The organism is Stutzerimonas tarimensis (genome assembly GCF_042648805.1).
GTDB classification, from domain to species: domain Bacteria; phylum Pseudomonadota; class Gammaproteobacteria; order Pseudomonadales; family Pseudomonadaceae; genus Azomonas; species Azomonas tarimensis.
The window spans coordinates 17,610-34,451 of record NZ_JBHRXZ010000029.1 but is presented as its reverse complement, the minus strand read 5'-3'; the positions used below and the strand labels follow the sequence as shown (position 1 = coordinate 34,451).

Here is a 16,842-nt window from a genome sequence, read left to right as displayed (position 1 = left end):
GCTACTCCATCGCGACGAAGTCGAGCAGCTCGGCCAGGCTGCCTTCGCCCTTGAGTACGTCGAGCTGGTAGCGGCGGTCGGCGCATTCGCCATACACCTGGTCCATGTTGTCGCGCAGCCGGTGCATCACCTCGATGGACTCGGCGAGATAGTCATTTCCAGTCACTGGCTTGACGAAGGCCAGCGACAGCGAGCGTGGCTGTTGCGGCCCCTTTTCGACCAGCGCGTAATGGGCATAGGCGCGGCTGGCGAAGCTGTTCTGCTTGCCGCTAGGCCCTACCTTCAGCGCCGCCTCGGTCAATGCGATCAGTGCGCGCTGGGTCAGCTCCTCGTCGCCGCCAAGGTTGCGCTTAAGCAGGTCCCGGTCAATGCAGAGATATTGATAGAAGACGGCCGCGGCAAAGCCGGACTCGCCGATATGCGCGGCGCCCGGGTCGCTCTGGTTGAGATCGTCCACCGCGGTGAAGTAGTCGTCCTCGATCGCGGAAGCATGAACGCCGAGGGCATGGGCCACCTGAACGGCAGCCTCGCCGTTGTGCTCGGTTTTCGACGCCAGCATCCGCCCGAACATGGCAATGTCGACGGCTGTCTGCTTGTGCAACAGCGCGTTCAGCTCTTCCTCAGTCGGTGCGCGTTTTTCGCTGGCGAGGGTAGCGACCAGCGCCTCTAGCGAGGCCCGCTCTTCCGGCGCAATGTGCACCAGTTGCTCGATCTCCAGCGGGTTGTCTTTCTTCACCGCGCCGTAGACTCTGGCGATCTGTCCGGCCCACTCGGTCGCGAGCTTTTCGCTGATGCCGGCGGCGGTCAGCGCATCGAACGCCTCGCGCCCCAGTCGCTTGGTACGCGTGCCTATGGCGCCGGCCATCTGCTGCTGAAATAGCTCAGAAGTACGCCAGGCGCGCTTCAGGCTTTGCGAAGAAATCCGCAGCCGCTCGACACCACCCATGCGAGCGGTTTTCGGCTGCCCCGAATCATCGCGATTGAGATTGGCCGGCGGGTAGGAGATCAGCAGGTGCAGCTGTACGAAACGGGTCATGCGTTGGCTTCCTTGTCGGTCTGGGGTTCTTCGGCAGCGGCCCGATCGCGGGCGCTCAGGTAGTAGTCATGGGCCCAGCGGAACTTCACCGCATCGCTGGCGCGCAGCGGTGTTTCACCCAGCTCGCAGAGCCAGCCGAGCAGGTCCTCGGCGAGCTGGGCCACATCGGCCTTGCTATCGGCCAGTTGCACGGCACGCTTCCATTGCAGATACAGGTCGGTTTGATCCTGAGCACGCTGAAGGCGCCGGAAACGGAGCTCGCTCATGGCCGGGCGCTCGTCGCGAGTCTGCGCGCCGAGGTGGCGGGACAGATTCAACCCATCCCGCCGGTCCTCCCGCACACCCGCGAGCACACCGGCGACCAGCGCCAGGCGCTCGTAGGTCTGTGGGTTGTCGCTCAGGCGGTGCCGATCGTCGCTCAAGGCAATCAGCCTGTCCGCCAGCAAGAAGGTCGCCGATCGCTCGAGTAGCTGGTCCGCACCTGTGCAGCGGCGCAGTTCGGCACGGTCGCCCCGGTCGAGACCGCCGAGTTCGTATGGCAAGGGCTTGTCGTCGGCCCTTTGCGGCTGCAGGGCGCGCCACCAGTCCTGCACCCATTGTCGCTGCGCCTTGTTCAGGTATTTCTTCCCTGGCTTCATACCGGCTCCTTCTTAAATGCGTTGACGATCTTCCACAGCGGCTTCATGGCCTTGCCGCTGTTCAACTCCTTGCCCAAGCCGGCGCGCGCCTCGACCACCCGACGCATGTCCAGGTCCTCGATCGGGGCGGCAATTACCCACTGGTCGAACAGGCCAAGGGCCAGATGGCGGGTGCGCAGCAGCCAGTGGCGGTACACCTCGGCCACGCGAGCGCCGTCTTCGAAATCAATCGATTCGAGGCTTTCGAGCAAGCGATAGAAGTCCGGCTCGGAGGTCTGCCAGAAGCTTTGCTCGACGGCAGGCTGTGATTTGGCATCGCCGGGGCGGCGAAACCAGGCGGCCTTGACCTGGCGGTGCAGGGCGCTGGCGGTATCGTTGGCGACGTCCAGCAAGTGTTTGATGCAGGCGGTGAACTGGCGCTGCTGCTCTTCGGCGACGCTATGCACCGGCAGGACGCTGTCGTACCAGCACAACGCCTTCATGTTCGACATGTCATAGCCGAAGCACCATAGGCGCGTCCGAACCCTTGGTTTTCTCACGCGAGTGAAATGGGCGACGACCTTTGCGGCGTCGGGCTGGTGGTTGTCGTTACCCAGCACCAGGCCCAGCCAGTCGCGGTAGCCACGTCCGGCCTGTCGCCCCTTGATCGAAAGCGGCGGCTTTGCTCCTTTGGCATCCAGACTGTACGGCGTCAGCGGGTGTTGCCAGGCGCCGGAATAATTGGTGCCGCCGTGGCGAGTCAGGTAGTGCCGAATGATGCGCACATCCTCCGCACCGCAGACCGCGCAGCGTCCCTGCCCTGCCGTGGACGTGTCCAGACGGATCCGCCGCGGCATGCTCCAGTAGATCTGCAGGGGATGCACCTCATGCGCCTTGAAAGGCAGTGCCTGCCCCGGGTGGGTTTCCACCGCGCCGGGACCGTCGCTGTTGCGGGTCGGCTGCAGCCAGGGCAGCACATCGGCCGGCGCCTGGAAGTCTGGGTAACCCAGTACGTCCAGCGGCAGCACATTGAGCCAGAGTTTTTGCCAGAGCGTGGCCTTTGCATCCGCCGGTAGGAGCAGCGTGGTCAGCGGCCCACCGCCCCGCGCCGAGGTCCGCACGCCTCGTCCGCCGGCCGGTGCATTCAGTTGCAGGGTCAGCAGTGCTTGCGCAGAGCAGCATTCGCACAGGCCATGTTCGGCGGCGGGCTTGTTGAAGAAGCGATTGGCGTCCGAGCCCGCGTCGATCAGCAGGTCCACCACCGGAGCCTGATTGCTCTCGTCGGGCAGATCGATGTCCTGCATGAAAGCGGCCCCTTCGCTCTCCAGCCGGAAGGCTTCCAGCCAGGGCGCAAAGGCCGCCTCCAGATCCTCCGAAGTCGGCGGATCATTCCAGCGGTCACGCCATTCATCCATGTCGGCGGGCGCATAGGCTGCTTGCAGCAGGCCGATGAGCAATTGATACAGCGCCCCGCGGAAATCCGCGCGCGGCGCCTGCAGATCCCTGAGATCCTCGCGCCCTACCTCATGCGGGGCCACTAGAACCGAAGCATTGGATGCGTCCCTGCCCGCAATCCATCGCGTTGTCAGCAAATTCATCGCTGCCTTCTCCCTGTCATGGCACCAGCCGAATCTAGACCATACCGAAAGCAAGGTCAATTAATTTCAATTATTTCTTCGCTACGCTTCCCACACATAGTTTTTCTCCAAGACCTGGCTGTGACATCATCGTTAAGCGCCGTTCCCGGCGTAGCCGGGATGAACCGTGCGGGAAGCGCAGCGCAGACCAGGTTCCCCGCCAGCGCGGGGATTAGAGCACGGACGCTCTACCCCACCCGCTCTCCTCGCACCCCCATCTCCACACCCAGGTTACGCCGCAACACATCAAAGATCGCCGCCAGGTTGGCCATGCCGGGATTGCCGCGTGCCGACAACATCCGGTGCAGGCTCTTGCTTGGCTTCTGCGTCGCCTGAGCCAGGGTTTCGAAGCCCACGGTCGCGTTCACCAGATCCCGAAGGATCAAGCGCGCTTCGGCTGGCTCCCCGTTGAGAAACAGGGAGGCCGCCTCATCCAGCAACGCTCGGGAAAACTCCGGGTCGCGCTGGACCCGCCCCACCACCGTTTCCCTGAAGTCCGTGTCAGTGTCATCGCTTACTTACCTGATTCACGCTTGCGCGCCTTGTATTCATCGAGCAAGGCTCGCGCCCTGCGGATATCCGTCTTTTGCGTGGACTTGTCGCCACCGCCGAACAGCACGATCAATCGGTCGCCGTCCCGGGCCAGATAGATACGCAGCCCAGGTCCCCAATCAATCCGATACTCACCAAGCCCATCGAACCATTTGATATTCGAGGTAACCTTTACGTTACCAATAAGATAGCTCACCAGATCAGGCCGACCTGATTGTCGTAGCGCATCTCCACCGAGCGGCCCTCCTCGTCGATCACCCTGCCCGCCAACGATCCATCCACCTCTTCCATCAAGGGCAGCAGAAACGCAGGTTCTTCCAGCAGACGGTGACGCTCGCGCAGCGTTTGTAGCGCGACAGCGAAGCGAGCCTCCCAGCCCGGCTCCAACCGCCTGGCCTGACGCGCATTGATGCGCACGGCGGACTGCTCCCAGGCGTGGCTCCCACTGTCTTTTAACGGGCGCAGCTCACCGCCTACGTCTACCGCCAGGTATACCGTCAGGCTTTCATCGCCGAGCCGTGTCGGGATACTTGAATCTTCGTACCAGCGCCCGCTACTGGCTTCGCAATAACCCTGGTCCAGCTTCAATGCGTTGAAATACGCCTGCCCCTCCTTGGCCAGATCCTCGCCCATCTCGTTGGCTGATGCCATTTCCAGGCCAGTGGGAACTGGCTCCGCACTCCTTCCATAGACCGCTTCCACCAGCTCGCGCACGGCACCGGGCTGCCCCGCCTCCCCCGGACTGATGATGCAACCAGCGCGCTCCAATGCCCTCGCACCTAGCCACAACCGCCCGGCATCCGGATAGACGAAACAGGCTTTGGAAAACAGGGAGGAATACCAATCCGGCGTGGGCTCGTCGACCGGCCGAGGCGACAACAGATAGAGCAGCGGTGGCTCGCGGCGCTCGGCTGCATCCGGGGCAATATCACCGTTGGCCAGCCGCGCATGCCGCTGCAGCCGACCAGCGCGCTGGATCAGCAGGTCAATCGGCGCCAAGTCGCTGATCATCAGGTCAACGTCGAAATCGAGACTTTGCTCCAGGACCTGCGTTCCCACCAGCACCCTGCCCCGCCGTTCGGCGCCGTTGGAATGCTTGCCAAAGCGCTGCAGTACCCGGTCCTCGATATCGAGACGATCGCCCATGGCGAATCGGCTGTGGAACAGTTCAAGGTTTCCTGCGGGCACGACCCGCCCCAGCATCTCATGGGCACGCCTTGCATCCCCGACCGTGTTGCGAATCCAGCAGATACAACGACCTGCCCGAGCCTGCTCGGCGATCAGGGCAATCACGTCGTCTTCGTCGTGCAACATCTGCACGGTCACTCGCCGCTTGAGCTGGGGGCGGGTCTCACAGGCATGGCTCACCACCTGGTCGGCTGCCCGGGTCGCCAGTGGATAACGCGCATCTATCGGCAGGACCTCGAGCGGAACACCGAGACCGAAACGATAGGCGCTCAGCAAGTCCTCCCGGGCAGCAAGCGGCAGGGTCGCTGATAGCAGGATCACACTCCCACCCTGCCGGGCATGCGCTGTCAGCAGCGTTTTCAGTAAGGTCATCATGTACGGGTCGTAGGCGTGCACCTCGTCCATCAGCAGCACCTTGCCCGCCAGCCCAAGCAGGCGAAGCGATTGGTGCCGCGCCGGCAATACCGCAAGCAGCGCCTGATCCAGGGTGCCAACGCCCACTTCGGCCAACAGCGCCTTTTTGCGATTGTCCGCCAGCCAGGCATTGCACTGCGTAGTGGCCGAGGCATCACCAGAGGCGTAGTGATCGCTCGCCGTTGGCTCACCAGGCGGAAGAATGCTTTCGCGAAAGCCATCGACCAGCGTTCGGGCACCATGGGCAAGAATCAAGGAAGGTTGTGCAGAGCCTTCATACAGGCGCCGATACACGGCTCCCACCCGCTGGTACATCTGGTTGGCGGTCGCCATGCTGGGCAGCGCGAAGTAAAGTCCGTTTGCCAGACCTGCCTGCATCAACCGCTGCGACAGGATCAGCGCCGCTTCGGTCTTGCCGGCGCCAGTCACATCTTCCAACAGGAACAATTGAGGGCCTGATTTCAGCTCGACGCTGGCGGCGTACTGCTGGAGCGGGGTCGGCTGCTGAAGGTAACCGAACAGTTCGGTCGGATGATTCCAGGGTCGAACGGGATTGAGCCGCAAACCGGCCTCACCGACGGCACGCGCGGCTGCCGGGCAGGCTATGCGCTCCCAATACTCCCGTATCGGTTGCGGTTGCGAGTGATACGGGAAATGCACCTGGTTGGAGCCCAGCCAGTCAGCCAGTACTGCCAGGCCCGCCAACCGCCAGGCATGGCGTTTCAGGATCTTCCGTTGCTCACGGCCGGGCTCGGGCAGCGCACCCGGCAATAGCCATTCGGCCACATCCCTGACGAAGCAACAGGCAGCGCTCCGATCATCGCGCAGGAAATAATCACTGGCTGCCAGCTGCAACAGCCCACCCGCCCCGGCTTCTTTTGGCGGCACGCCATGATGCCCCACCGCCGTGCGCACCCAGATCGCCCAAAAGTCATCGCCTGACGAAGGCAAGCGCTCGCTGGGAAAACACTCCGCCAGTACGTCCTGCCACAGCAACCAGCCGAGCGTGTCGTGGCGATGTTCATATTCCTTGCCGGGAACAGCAGGTACAAGCGCGGGGGAAAGATTTGGCGCAAGCCCCTGAAAGCTGCGAGCGAATTTGCCAAGGTCATGCAGGCACAGGAAGAAAACGAATAGCTCTTCAACCAGGGTCTGCGGCCACTTGAACTCATTAGCCAACCCCCTCAAGCCAAACTGGGGAAGTTTGACGAGCTCGAGACCACAGGCGGCGACATCCAACGAATGGAAAGCGAGCAAATGGAAGGGCTGAAGGTCGCCCTCTTGGGGATGCGCCTTTCCCCAGTAGCGACAGTACGCCGGTGCGTCGCCGTCGCTGGACGGCCCATTCGGATTTCGACTGTTGTCCCGCTCCAGCATATCGCTCCCCCTTCCTTGGCCAAGCTCATTTGCGCCGAAGCAAAGCATAGCCCATGACCAAGCAGGAACACTGTAAATATGAACAGGTAAGGAAAGTGAAGGGGTTCAATAGGAGGGTCACGAGGCTTAAGCGCCCCAGCATCCATACGAGGGCCGGCTACAGTGCTCGGGATTGGTCCTGCTGATTTTTGGATACGCTCGAAAGCTATACAGTCTCCCCTGGGCGATCATAAGGAGCCGGTTCCGCTGCGCTCACTCAAACAAGATATGGTGGCGCGATGCCTTTGCGTATACTGCGCGTCATGTCTGTACACTCACTCGCTTGTACGCGCTGGGCCAAATGGCTTATAGCGACCGGAATCCTGTTGATGCTCGGCAGTTGCGCGGAGAAACCCAGCCAGCTGCAGCGTATCCGCGAGGAAGGCGTCCTGCGCGTGGTCACCCGCAACAGCCCTTCCACTTTTTTCCAGGACCGCAACGGCGAGACCGGTTTCGAGTACGAACTGGCCAAGCGTTTCGCCGACGAGCTGGGCGTCGAGCTGCAGATCGAGGCGGCGAGCGATATCGAGGATATCTACAGCCGTATCGGCCGTCCGGGCGGGCCGTCGCTCGGCGCGGCGGGGCTGGTGGCGAGCGGGCAGCGCGCCGGCCAGGTGCGGTTCACGGTGCCATACCTCGAGTCCACCACCCAAGTCATCTATCACCGCAACCAGCGTCGTCCTACCGGTCCGGCAGAGCTCGTCGGCAAGCGCATCCTGGTGATGACCGGCAGCAACCACGCCGAGGTGCTGGCCAGACTCAGGCTCGACTATCCCGAGCTGAACTACGAGGAATCCGACGCGGTCGAGGTGGTCGACCTGCTGCGCATGGTCGATGAAGGTCAGATCGACCTGACCCTGGTGGAATCCAACGAGCTGGCGATGAACCAGTTCTATTTCTCCAACGTCCGCGCGGCCTTCGAGCTGGGCGATCAGAATGATCTGGCCTGGGTGGTCGCCGACAGCGATGACGACAGCCTGCTGGAGGCCGCCAACGAATTCCTCGCCAAAGCGCGCGACGATGGCATGCTGCAGCGACTGCGCGAGCGCTACTACGGCCAGGTCGACGTGCTCGGTTATGTCGGCGCCTACGCCTTTGCGCAGCATCTGCAGCAGCGGCTGCCCCGCTACGAGAAAACCTTTCGCGAAAGCGCGGCGGTGCATGGGGTCGACTGGCGCCTGCTCGCCGCCATCGGCTATCAGGAATCTCACTGGCAACCCGAAGCCACCTCGAAGACTGGCGTGCGTGGCCTGATGATGCTGACCCTGCGGACGGCGCAGTCGGTGGGGGTGACCAACCGCCTCGACCCGGTGCAGAGCATCCAGGGCGGCGCCAAGTATTTCCTGAAGGTGCACAAGGGCCTGCCGGAAAGCATTCTCGAGCCGGACCGCACCTGGTTTGCCCTGGCCGCCTACAACGTGGGCGGTGGCCACCTGGAAGACGCCCGGCGGCTGACCCAGGCCGAGGGGCTGGACCCGAACAAGTGGCTCGATGTGAAGCAGATCCTGCCACGCCTGTCGCAAAAGCAGTGGTACAGCAAGACCCGCTACGGCTATGCGCGCGGTGGCGAACCGGTACACTTCGTGGCGAACATCCGGCGCTATTACGACATTCTCACCTGGGTGACCCAGCCGCAGATGGAAGGCCGGCAGTTCGCCCAGAGCGAGCTTCACCTGCCGGCGATCAGCGCCACCGAGCTGAGCCGCGCGGTGCCACCGCTCTGACCGCTAATCGCAGCGCACCCGCCGCACCGCATCGATCCAGCCATCGTAGAGCTGGCTACGCCGGGCCTCTGGCATCTGCGGCTCGAAGCGTTGGTTGAGGTGCCAGAGCTCGGCGATCTCGTCGAGGCCCTTGTAGAAACCCGCCTGCAGGCCTGCCAGATAGGCCACGCCCAGCGCCGTGGTCTCGATGATTTCCGGCCGTTCCACCGGCACACCCAGTATGTCGGCAAGGAAATTCAGCACCCAGTTGTTCACCACCATGCCGCCATCGACCCTGAGTTCGCTGGGCGGCTGGGCGCCGTCGTTGCGCATCGCTTCCAGCAGGTCACGGGTCTGGTAGCAGACCGACTGCAGGCCGGCGGTGACGATTTCCTTGATGCCGGTGTCGCGGGTCAGGCCGAGGATGGCGCCGCGTGCCTTGGGGTCCCAATAGGGCGCGCCGAGGCCGGTGAACGCGGGGACTAGATAAACCCCCGAGGTGTCATCGACCTGCGCGGCCAGCGCCTCGGTTTCCGAAGCATGGTCGATCAGCTTGATTCCGTCGCGCAGCCACTGGATGGCCGCGCCAGCGACGAAGATGCTGCCCTCGATGGAGTAGGTCACCTGCCCGTTCAGCCGGTAGGCCACCGTGGTGAGCAGTCGATGGTGCGAGGCGACCGGTTCGGCGCCGGTGTTCTGGATGACAAAGCAGCCGGTGCCGTAGGTGCTCTTGAGCATACCGGGCCGAAAGCAGGCCTGGCCGAACAGGGCGGCCTGCTGATCGCCGGCCATGGCCAGCACCGGGATCGGCGCACCGAACAGATCGGGATCGGTGGTCCCGAAATCGGCCGCGTTGTCGAGCACCTCCGGCAGCAGGGCCGGCGGAATCTCGAACAGTGCCAGCAGCTCCTCGTCCCATTGCTGACGGTGGATGTTGAACAGCAGCGTGCGCGAGGCATTGGTGGCGTCGGTCCGGTGCGCGCGGCCGCCGGTCAAGCGCCAGAGAAGGAAGGTATCGACGGTGCCAAAGCGCAGCTTCCCACGCTCGGCGCGTTGCCTGGCACCCGGTACATTTTCGAGGATCCAGCGCAGCTTGGTGGCGGAGAAATAAGGGTCGATCAGCAGGCCGCTCAGCGAGCTGACGCGCCCTTCCATGCCCTGGACCTTGAGCCCGGCGCAGTAATTGGCGGTGCGCCGATCCTGCCAGACGATGGCGCGATAGATCGGCTCGCCGCTGACCGCGTCCCACACCAGGGTGGTTTCGCGCTGATTGGTGATACCGATGCCGCTGATCTGCGACGCCGCCAGCCCGCTGCGGACGAGCGCCTCGCGACACACCGCGAGGGTGCTGTTCCAGAGATCTTCGGGATCGTGTTCGACCCAGCCATCCTGCGGGAAATACTGGGGGAATTCCTGCTGCGCCATGGCGACCGGCTTGCCGTTATCGGCAAACACGATGGCACGACTGCTGGTGGTGCCCTGGTCGATGGCTAGCACGTAATGGGGCATCTGGATCTCCTCAACGTCCGATGGCGGCGAAACGCCCCTGGGAGTGTTCCGCCAGTGTCTGGGCCGACAGCTCGACCTCCAGCCCGCGGCGGCCGGCACTGACGAAGATCGTCGCAAAGGTTTCGGCCGAACGGTCGATGAAGGTGCGCAAGCGCTTCTTCTGTCCCAATGGACTGATGCCTCCGAGCAGATATCCCGTGGCGCGCTGGGCGGCAGTGGGATCGGCCATCTCGGCCTTCTTGACCCCGGCAGCAAGGGCCAGTGCCTTGAGGTCGAGACTGCCGTTGACCGGCACCACGGCGACCAGCAGTTCCTGCTTCTCGGAGCAGGCCAGCAGTGTCTTGAACACCCGGGATGGCTCCAGATCGAGCTTTTCGGCCGCTTCCAGGCCATAGGATGGCGCCTTGGGGTCGTGTTCGTAGCTGTGGATGCGGTGTTCGGCCTTGGCCTTTTTCAATAACTCGATGGCTGGGGTCATGAATGCTGGGCAATGGATGGCTGTCGTATAAGCTGTACCTTAGCAGGCCGTGGCCCGACAGGCGCCCGCCAGGCGCCCCGCGATCGGCCAGACGCTCATGCACTCAGCGATGGATGCCTGATGAATCTTCCCGAACACTTTCCCGCCACCGCCTCTTCCGACCTCTACGACCTGGTCGTGGTGGGCGGCGGCATCAACGGCGCCGGTATTGCTGCCGACGCCGCCGGCCGTGGCCTGTCTGTGCTGCTCTGCGAACAGCACGACCTTGCCCAGCACACCTCCTCGGCAAGCAGCAAACTGATCCACGGCGGGCTGCGCTACCTGGAGCACTACGAGTTTCGCCTGGTGCGGGAAGCGCTGGCCGAGCGCGAAGTACTCTTGGTCAAGGCCCCGCACATCGTCACGCCACTGCGCTTCGTCCTGCCGCACCGTCCACACCTGCGCCCGGCCTGGATGATCCGTGCCGGCCTGTTTCTCTACGACACCCTCGGCAAGCGCAAGAAGCTACCCGCCTCGCGCGGCCTGCGCTTCGATGCCTCGAGCCCGCTGCAAGCAGACATCACCCACGGCTTCGAGTATTCCGACTGCTGGGTCGACGATGCCCGCCTGGTGGTCCTCAACGCCCTCGCCGCGCGGGAACGGGGCGCGCAGATCCTGCTGCGCACCCGTTGCAGCGCAGCGAGCCGCCAGGGCGAACTCTGGCAGTTGAGCCTGCAAGGCAGCGACGGCGAAACGCATCAGATACGCGCCCGGGCGCTGGTCAACGCCGGCGGGCCCTGGGTGGCGGCGTTCATCCGCGAAGAGCTCAAGCAGAAGCCGCCCTATGGCATCCGCCTGGTGCAGGGCAGCCATATCATCGTGCCGCGGCTGCACAACGACCCGCGCGCTTTCATCCTGCAGAACGAGGATCGGCGAATCGTCTTCGTGATGCCCTACCTGGAGCATTTCACGCTGATCGGCACCACCGACAGGGAATACCGTGGTGATCCCGCCAAGGTCAGCATCACCGACGCCGAGATCGACTACCTGCTCGCCGTGACCAATGCCCACTTCAGGCATCAGCTCAGCCGTGACGACATCCTGCGCTGTTACGCGGGTGTCCGCCCCTTGTGCGATGACGAAAGCGACAACCCCTCGGCCGTGACCCGCGATTACACCCTGGCGCTGTCCGGCGAGCGTTCGGAGGCGCCACTGCTCTCGGTGTTTGGCGGCAAACTGACCACCTATCGCAAGCTCGCCGAAGCCGCGCTGGGCCAACTGGCGCCCTGGTTTCCCGCCATGCAGCCGGCCTGGACCGCCGACGCGCTCCTACCCGGCGCGGAAGAAATGGTCGACCCACAGCAGCTTGCCGGCGAGCTCAGCGCCCAGCACCCCTGGCTGCCCGCGGAGGTCGCCCGACGCTGGGCAGGCAGCTACGGCAGCCGCAGCTGGAAGCTCAGCGAGGGCGCAGCCGGGCTCGACGACCTTGGCAAGCACTTCGGCGCGGGGCTGTACAGCCGCGAGGTGGACTACCTGCGCCAGGAGGAATGGGCAGTCAGCGCCGAAGACATCCTCTGGCGTCGCAGCAAGCTGGGCTTGACGCTACCCGCCGATGGACGCAGGCAACTGGAGCGCTACCTGGAAGAAACGGTCGAGGCTTGAAGGACCCGGCCTGGCTTATTCGATGTGGCGCCTGAAGGGCGGTAAGGCGTTGAGGATGGCCTTGCCGTAACGCTGGGTCACCAACCTCCGATCGAGCAGCGTCACGGTGCCCCGGTCTTCTTCGGTACGCAGCAGCCGCCCACAGGCCTGGATCAGCCGCAGCGAGGCGTCCGGCACCGCGATCTCCATGAAGGGATTGCCGCCGCGCGCCTCGATCCACTCGGCCAGCGCCGCTTCGACCGGGTCGTCTGGTACGGCGAAGGGGATCTTGGCGATGACCACATGCTCGCAGTAGGCACCCGGCAGATCGACACCCTCGGCAAAGCTGGCGAGGCCGAAGAGCACGCTGGGCTCGCCGTCGTCGACCCGGGCCTTGTGCTTGTTCAGCGTTTCCTGCTTGGACAGGTTGCCCTGGATCAGCACTCGCCGTCGCCAGTCGCGGTCGAGCCCATCGAAGACATCCTGCATCTGCCGCCGTGAGGAAAACAGCACCAGTGTGCCTCGCGCACCCTCCACCAGCCTTGGCAACTCGCGGACGATGGCCGCGGTATGGCCGGCGGCATCACGGGGGTCGGCGCGCAGGTCGGGCACCTGCAGCACCCCCGCTTCGGCGTAGTTGAACGGACTGGGTACCACCGCCGTCACCGCGTCGCGCGGTAACCCGGCACGCATGCGAAACCGATCGAAGGTACCCAGGGCGGTCAGGGTGGCAGAGGTCACCAGAGCACCGTGGGCAACGTTCCACAGGTTGCGACGCAGGGTCTCGGCGGCCAGGATCGGGCTGGCGTTGACCTCGATATCGTGCAGCGCACCGCTTTCGGCGAGGGTCATCCAGCGTGCCATGGGCACGCTGTCCTCAGGGTCTTCCAGGGTAAAGGCGGTCCAGAGCTCCCAGTTACCCTGGGCACGCATCAGCAGGCTGCCAAACAGCGGATACCATTCCTCGGCCTGATGGCTGGCAATTCCTGTCCCCGTCTCGCCGTCCATGGCCTGCTTGAGCAGCTCGGTCAGGCGGGTGAAGAGATCGCTCAGACGGGCAAAGCCCTTTTTCAGCTCCAGACCCAGTTCGCACAGATGCTCGGGCACCACGCCGCCGACAAAGCGATGGCGTGGCCGCTCGCGCCCCTCCATGTCTTCGCCCGCGCGAAAATCGGCGACCTGCTCGCAGGCACTGAACATGAACTGTTGCTGGGTACGCAGGTCCCTCGCCAGTTCCGGGACCTGTTCCATCAGCCGGCCCAACTCACCGGGCAGCGGGTACTGGGCGAGCAGCTTGGTGAGGTTCTTGTCGATCTGCGCGAGCCAGTCGGCGGTCGAGCGCAGGCGGGTGAAATGGGCGAAGTGACCGATCGCCTTGTCCGGTAGGTGATGTCCCTCGTCGAACACATAGAGCGTCTCGCGCGGGTCGGGCAACACCGCACCGCCACCGAGCGCCAGGTCGGCCAGCACCATGTCGTGGTTGGTGACGATGACGTCCACCTTGGTCATGCCTTCACGGGCCCGGTAGAAGGAGCACTGCTGGAAATTCGGACAGTGGCGGCCGGTGCACTGGCTGTGATCGGTCGTCAGGCGCGACCAGTCGGCATCCTCGATCGCCTGGGGCCAGGCGTCACGGTCGCCATCCCAGCGATTGCCGGCGAGCTTTTCCACCATGCTGCCGAACAGCTTCAGGCTGGCCTCGTCGACATCGATGCGAAAACCCTCGTCCTCGAACAACTGCGCGGTGGCGGTCTGCGCCTGTCCTTCCTGGAGCAGCAGGTCGAGCTTGGACAGGCACAGGTAGCGCCCGCGCCCCTTGGCCAGCGCAAAACTGAAGCTCAGGCCGCTGTTGCGCAGCAGGTCCGGCAGGTCCTTGTGGACGATCTGCTCCTGCAGGGCGACCGTCGCGGTGGCGATGACCAGACGCTTGCCGGCCGCCTTCGCCGCCGGGATCGCGGCCAGTGCATAAGCCACGGTCTTGCCGGTACCGGTACCGGCCTCGACCGCCACCACCGCCGGATCACCGCTGCGCCGTCCTTCGTCATCGGTGCCGATGGTGCCAAGCACCTTCGCCACCTCGGCGATCATCAGCCGCTGGCCATAGCGCGCGCGCAGACCCTTGGCCTCGAGGAAGCGGGTGTAGGCGCCCTGGATCTGAGTTTTGAGTTCGCTGCTGAGCATGGACGCCTGACTGGATATATCTTCAGTATCCGGGAAAGCCCGCTATGATAGCGCCTGCTCTCCCAATGGCCAGCGGAGTTTTCCCTTCCATGACCCTGTACGCCCTGCTCTACGCCCTGCACGTCATCGCCGCCATGCTATGGGTCGGCGGCATGTTCTTCGCCTGGATGGTGCTGCGCCCCGCGGTCGTGGCGGTCCTGCAAGCACCCGAGCGGCTGCGGCTTTGGAGCGAGGTTTTCCGGCGATTCTTCGTCTGGGTCTGGGTCGCGGTGCTGATACTTCCGATCACCGGTATAGGCCTCTGGCACCTGCGTTTTGCCGGCCTGGCCGGCGCGCCACGCTATGTGCACATTATGGCTGGCTTGTATCTGGTCATGCTCGCCCTGTTCCTGCGCATCCAGTTGCTGCAGCTGCCCTCGCTGAACCGCGCGATTGCCGCCGAGCAATGGCCTGCAGCGGGCGGCGTGCTTGGCGGGATTCGCCGGCTGGTGGGCGTCAATCTGCTGATCGGCCTGCTGGTGGTCGCCCTGGCCGCCGCCCGGCCGGTTTTCTGAAACCCGTCGCGCGCAAGATCGCTCCATGCGTCAGGTCGCCAGCCCTGATGCCGCACGCCCTACGCCATTCGACAAGGATCCGCCCGTGACCGACAGCCCGATCCGCACCCCGCAGGTAGCCCTGGCGGCCCTGCTGGAACACTACTCCCCGGCCCGCCTGCTGCACGTCGGCGCGAGCGAACAGCCGGCCCTGGAAGCCTTCGTGCAGAGCCACCCCTGCGAACTGGACCGCTCGACCAGCGCCCCGCTTCCGGCAGACATCTGCCAGCGCCGCTACGAGCTGGCGCTGGTTGCCGATTGCCTTGAACACCTGCCACGGCGCACGGGCCTGGAGCTGCTTGGCGGCATTCGCAACCTCAATGCCAACCGCCTGGCCGTGCTGGTCGACCTGGACGCGGTGGGCTGGCAGATCACCGACCTCTATGCCCTCGCACTGCAGGCCAGCGAGCGCTTCGAGCGTGACGGTCAGACGCTGACGCTGTTCACCTACGACCTGCTCGACTACAAGCAGGTGCCCGACTGGCTCAACGCCAAGTTCTGGGCCAACCCCCATCTCTACGGCAAATACTGGTGGTAACCATGGACATCCCCACCCTCGACAGCTGTCCGTGCGGAAGTACCCGAGCGCTGCAGCTGTGCTGCGGCCGCCACCACGGTGGTCAACCGGCGCCGAGCGCGGAGGCGCTGATGCGCTCGCGCTACAGCGCCTACGTACTGGGGCTGGTGGACTATCTGAAGGCGACCACCCTGCCCATCCAGCAGGCGGCGCTCGACCTCGAATCGATCCGTGCCTGGAGTATCAACAGCACCTGGCTCGGCCTTGAGGTCAAGAGCAGCGAGGTCATCGGCGGCCAGCCCGAACATGCCCGGGTCGCCTTTACCGCCCGCTGGCACGACGCGCAGGGCGAGCATGCCCACCATGAGCGATCTTCCTTCGTGCAGCTCGACGGGCAGTGGTATTTCATCGACCCGACCGTAGGCCTCAAGGCCGGCCGCAACGACCCCTGCCCGTGCGGTAGCGGGGAGAAGTTCAAGAAATGTTGTAGCGGGTATCTCTGAGCCAGAGACTGAGGCAGCCCTGCTGCCCTGCTGCCGCCATACCGTCCTGCGGTCCCTACGGCGCTGCCCTCCTGCACGAGCGAGCCTATTTTTCCACGAAGGCCCGTTCGATCAGGTAGTCGCCCGGCTCGCCCATTCGCGGCGAGATGTTCAGGCCGAAGCTGTCGAGTACGGCACTGGTGTCGTCGAGCATGCTCGGGCTGCCGCAGATCATGGCGCGGTCGTCCTCGCGATTGATCGGCGGCAGGCCGATGTCGTCGAACAGCTTGCCGCTGCGCATCAAATCGGTCAGGCGGCCCTGGTTGCGAAAAGGCTCGCGGGTGACGGTGGGGTAGTAGATCAGCTTCTCGCGCACCGCGTCGCCAAAGTACTCGTTGTCCGGCAGGTGCTCGGTGATGAACTGCTCGTAGGCCACCTCGCTGACGTAGCGCACGCCGTGTATCAGGATCACCTTGTCGAAGCGCTCGTACACCTCCGGGTCCTGGATCAGGCTCATGAACGGCGCCAGGCCGGTGCCGGTACTCAGCAAGTAGAGGTGCCTGCCCGGCAGCAAGTCGCCAAGGATCAGCGTGCCAGTGGGCTTGCGGCTGACCATCAGCGCATCGCCTTCCTTCAGGTGTTGCAGGCGCGAGGTCAGGGGGCCGTTGGGCACCTTGATGCTGAAGAACTCCAGATGCTCTTCATAGTTCGGGCTGGCGATACTGTAGGCGCGCATCAGTGGCCGGCCTTCGGTTTCCAGTCCGATCATCACGAACTGCCCGTTCTCGAACCGCAGCCCCGGATTGCGCGTGGTTTTGAAGCTGAACAGCGTGTCGTTCCAGTGATGCACGCTGAGCACACGCTCCACGTTCAGGTTGCTCATGGGATACCTCGTCAAA

13 protein-coding genes and 2 pseudogenes are annotated in these 16,842 nt (G+C 64.2%); 5 read left to right on the top strand and 10 right to left on the bottom strand.

The genetic code is table 11. The features are described from left to right. Position 1: 1 nt before the first annotated feature. From cas7e to cas3, 6 genes and pseudogenes are all read right to left on the bottom strand, one after another. Positions 2-1,036, bottom strand: coding sequence for a type I-E CRISPR-associated protein Cas7/Cse4/CasC (cas7e, locus tag ACFOMF_RS17355; protein ID WP_386367229.1), 1,035 nt, complete (start codon positions 1,034-1,036; stop codon positions 2-4). Next, on the bottom strand, positions 1,033-1,674 hold the full coding sequence (gene casB / locus ACFOMF_RS17350) for a type I-E CRISPR-associated protein Cse2/CasB (protein WP_386367227.1): 642 nt from the start codon (positions 1,672-1,674) through the stop codon (positions 1,033-1,035). The genes cas7e and casB overlap by 4 nt, the downstream gene beginning before the upstream one ends. Then, a complete protein-coding gene (gene casA / locus ACFOMF_RS17345) occupies positions 1,671-3,251 on the bottom strand; it encodes a type I-E CRISPR-associated protein Cse1/CasA (protein WP_386367225.1) in 1,581 nt (526 codons plus the stop codon). The genes casB and casA overlap by 4 nt, the downstream gene beginning before the upstream one ends. A gap of 227 nt (positions 3,252-3,478) precedes the next feature. Further along, positions 3,479-3,801: pseudogene (locus ACFOMF_RS17340) on the bottom strand (helix-turn-helix domain-containing transcriptional regulator). A gap of 3 nt (positions 3,802-3,804) precedes the next feature. Beyond that, positions 3,805-4,008, bottom strand: a pseudogene (locus ACFOMF_RS17335) (type II toxin-antitoxin system RelE/ParE family toxin); the annotation flags it as partial. A 26-nt stretch (positions 4,009-4,034) separates the two neighbouring features. Then, a complete protein-coding gene (gene cas3 / locus ACFOMF_RS17330) occupies positions 4,035-6,821 on the bottom strand; it encodes a CRISPR-associated helicase Cas3' (RefSeq protein ID WP_386367223.1) in 2,787 nt (928 codons plus the stop codon). A 302-nt stretch (positions 6,822-7,123) separates the two neighbouring features. Between cas3 and mltF the strand changes: the two genes are divergently transcribed. Beyond that, positions 7,124-8,584, top strand: a complete 1,461-nt coding sequence (gene mltF / locus ACFOMF_RS17325; RefSeq protein ID WP_386367553.1) for a membrane-bound lytic murein transglycosylase MltF — start codon at positions 7,124-7,126, stop codon at positions 8,582-8,584. A gap of 3 nt (positions 8,585-8,587) precedes the next feature. Here mltF and glpK read toward each other — a convergent pair whose 3' ends face one another. Together glpK and ybaK are read right to left on the bottom strand one after the other, a co-directional pair. Next, positions 8,588-10,072, bottom strand: coding sequence for a glycerol kinase GlpK (gene glpK, locus ACFOMF_RS17320; RefSeq protein ID WP_386367221.1), 1,485 nt, complete (start codon positions 10,070-10,072; stop codon positions 8,588-8,590). 10 nt (positions 10,073-10,082) lie between these two features. Continuing rightward, the gene (gene ybaK / locus ACFOMF_RS17315; protein ID WP_386367219.1) at positions 10,083-10,550 is read right to left on the bottom strand and encodes a Cys-tRNA(Pro) deacylase; all 468 of its coding nucleotides are present in this window, start codon (positions 10,548-10,550) and stop codon (positions 10,083-10,085) included. A gap of 120 nt (positions 10,551-10,670) precedes the next feature. Between ybaK and glpD the strand changes: the two genes are divergently transcribed. Further along, complete coding sequence (glpD, locus tag ACFOMF_RS17310) at positions 10,671-12,191, top strand: glycerol-3-phosphate dehydrogenase (RefSeq protein WP_386367217.1); 1,521 nt, start codon at positions 10,671-10,673, stop codon at positions 12,189-12,191. Between the two features lie 15 nt (positions 12,192-12,206). Here glpD and dinG read toward each other — a convergent pair whose 3' ends face one another. Continuing rightward, positions 12,207-14,351 (bottom strand): ATP-dependent DNA helicase DinG, encoded by a 2,145-nt coding sequence (gene dinG / locus ACFOMF_RS17305; protein ID WP_386367215.1) that lies wholly within the window; start codon positions 14,349-14,351, stop codon positions 12,207-12,209. A gap of 89 nt (positions 14,352-14,440) precedes the next feature. Between dinG and ACFOMF_RS17300 the strand changes: the two genes are divergently transcribed. The 3 genes from ACFOMF_RS17300 (at position 14,441) to ACFOMF_RS17290 (ending at position 15,964) form a co-directional block, all read left to right on the top strand. Further along, a complete protein-coding gene (locus tag ACFOMF_RS17300; RefSeq protein WP_386367212.1) occupies positions 14,441-14,905 on the top strand; it encodes a CopD family protein in 465 nt (154 codons plus the stop codon). An 85-nt stretch (positions 14,906-14,990) separates the two neighbouring features. Next, positions 14,991-15,482, top strand: coding sequence for a DUF6231 family protein (locus tag ACFOMF_RS17295; RefSeq protein WP_386367551.1), 492 nt, complete (start codon positions 14,991-14,993; stop codon positions 15,480-15,482). Positions 15,483-15,484: 2 nt separating this feature from the next. Next, complete coding sequence (locus tag ACFOMF_RS17290) at positions 15,485-15,964, top strand: YchJ family protein (protein WP_386367210.1); 480 nt, start codon at positions 15,485-15,487, stop codon at positions 15,962-15,964. 85 nt (positions 15,965-16,049) lie between these two features. Here the strand turns inward: ACFOMF_RS17290 and fpr are convergent, their stop codons facing one another. Further along, the gene (gene fpr, locus ACFOMF_RS17285; RefSeq protein ID WP_386367208.1) at positions 16,050-16,826 is read right to left on the bottom strand and encodes a ferredoxin-NADP reductase; all 777 of its coding nucleotides are present in this window, start codon (positions 16,824-16,826) and stop codon (positions 16,050-16,052) included. Positions 16,827-16,842: the final 16 nt, after the last annotated feature.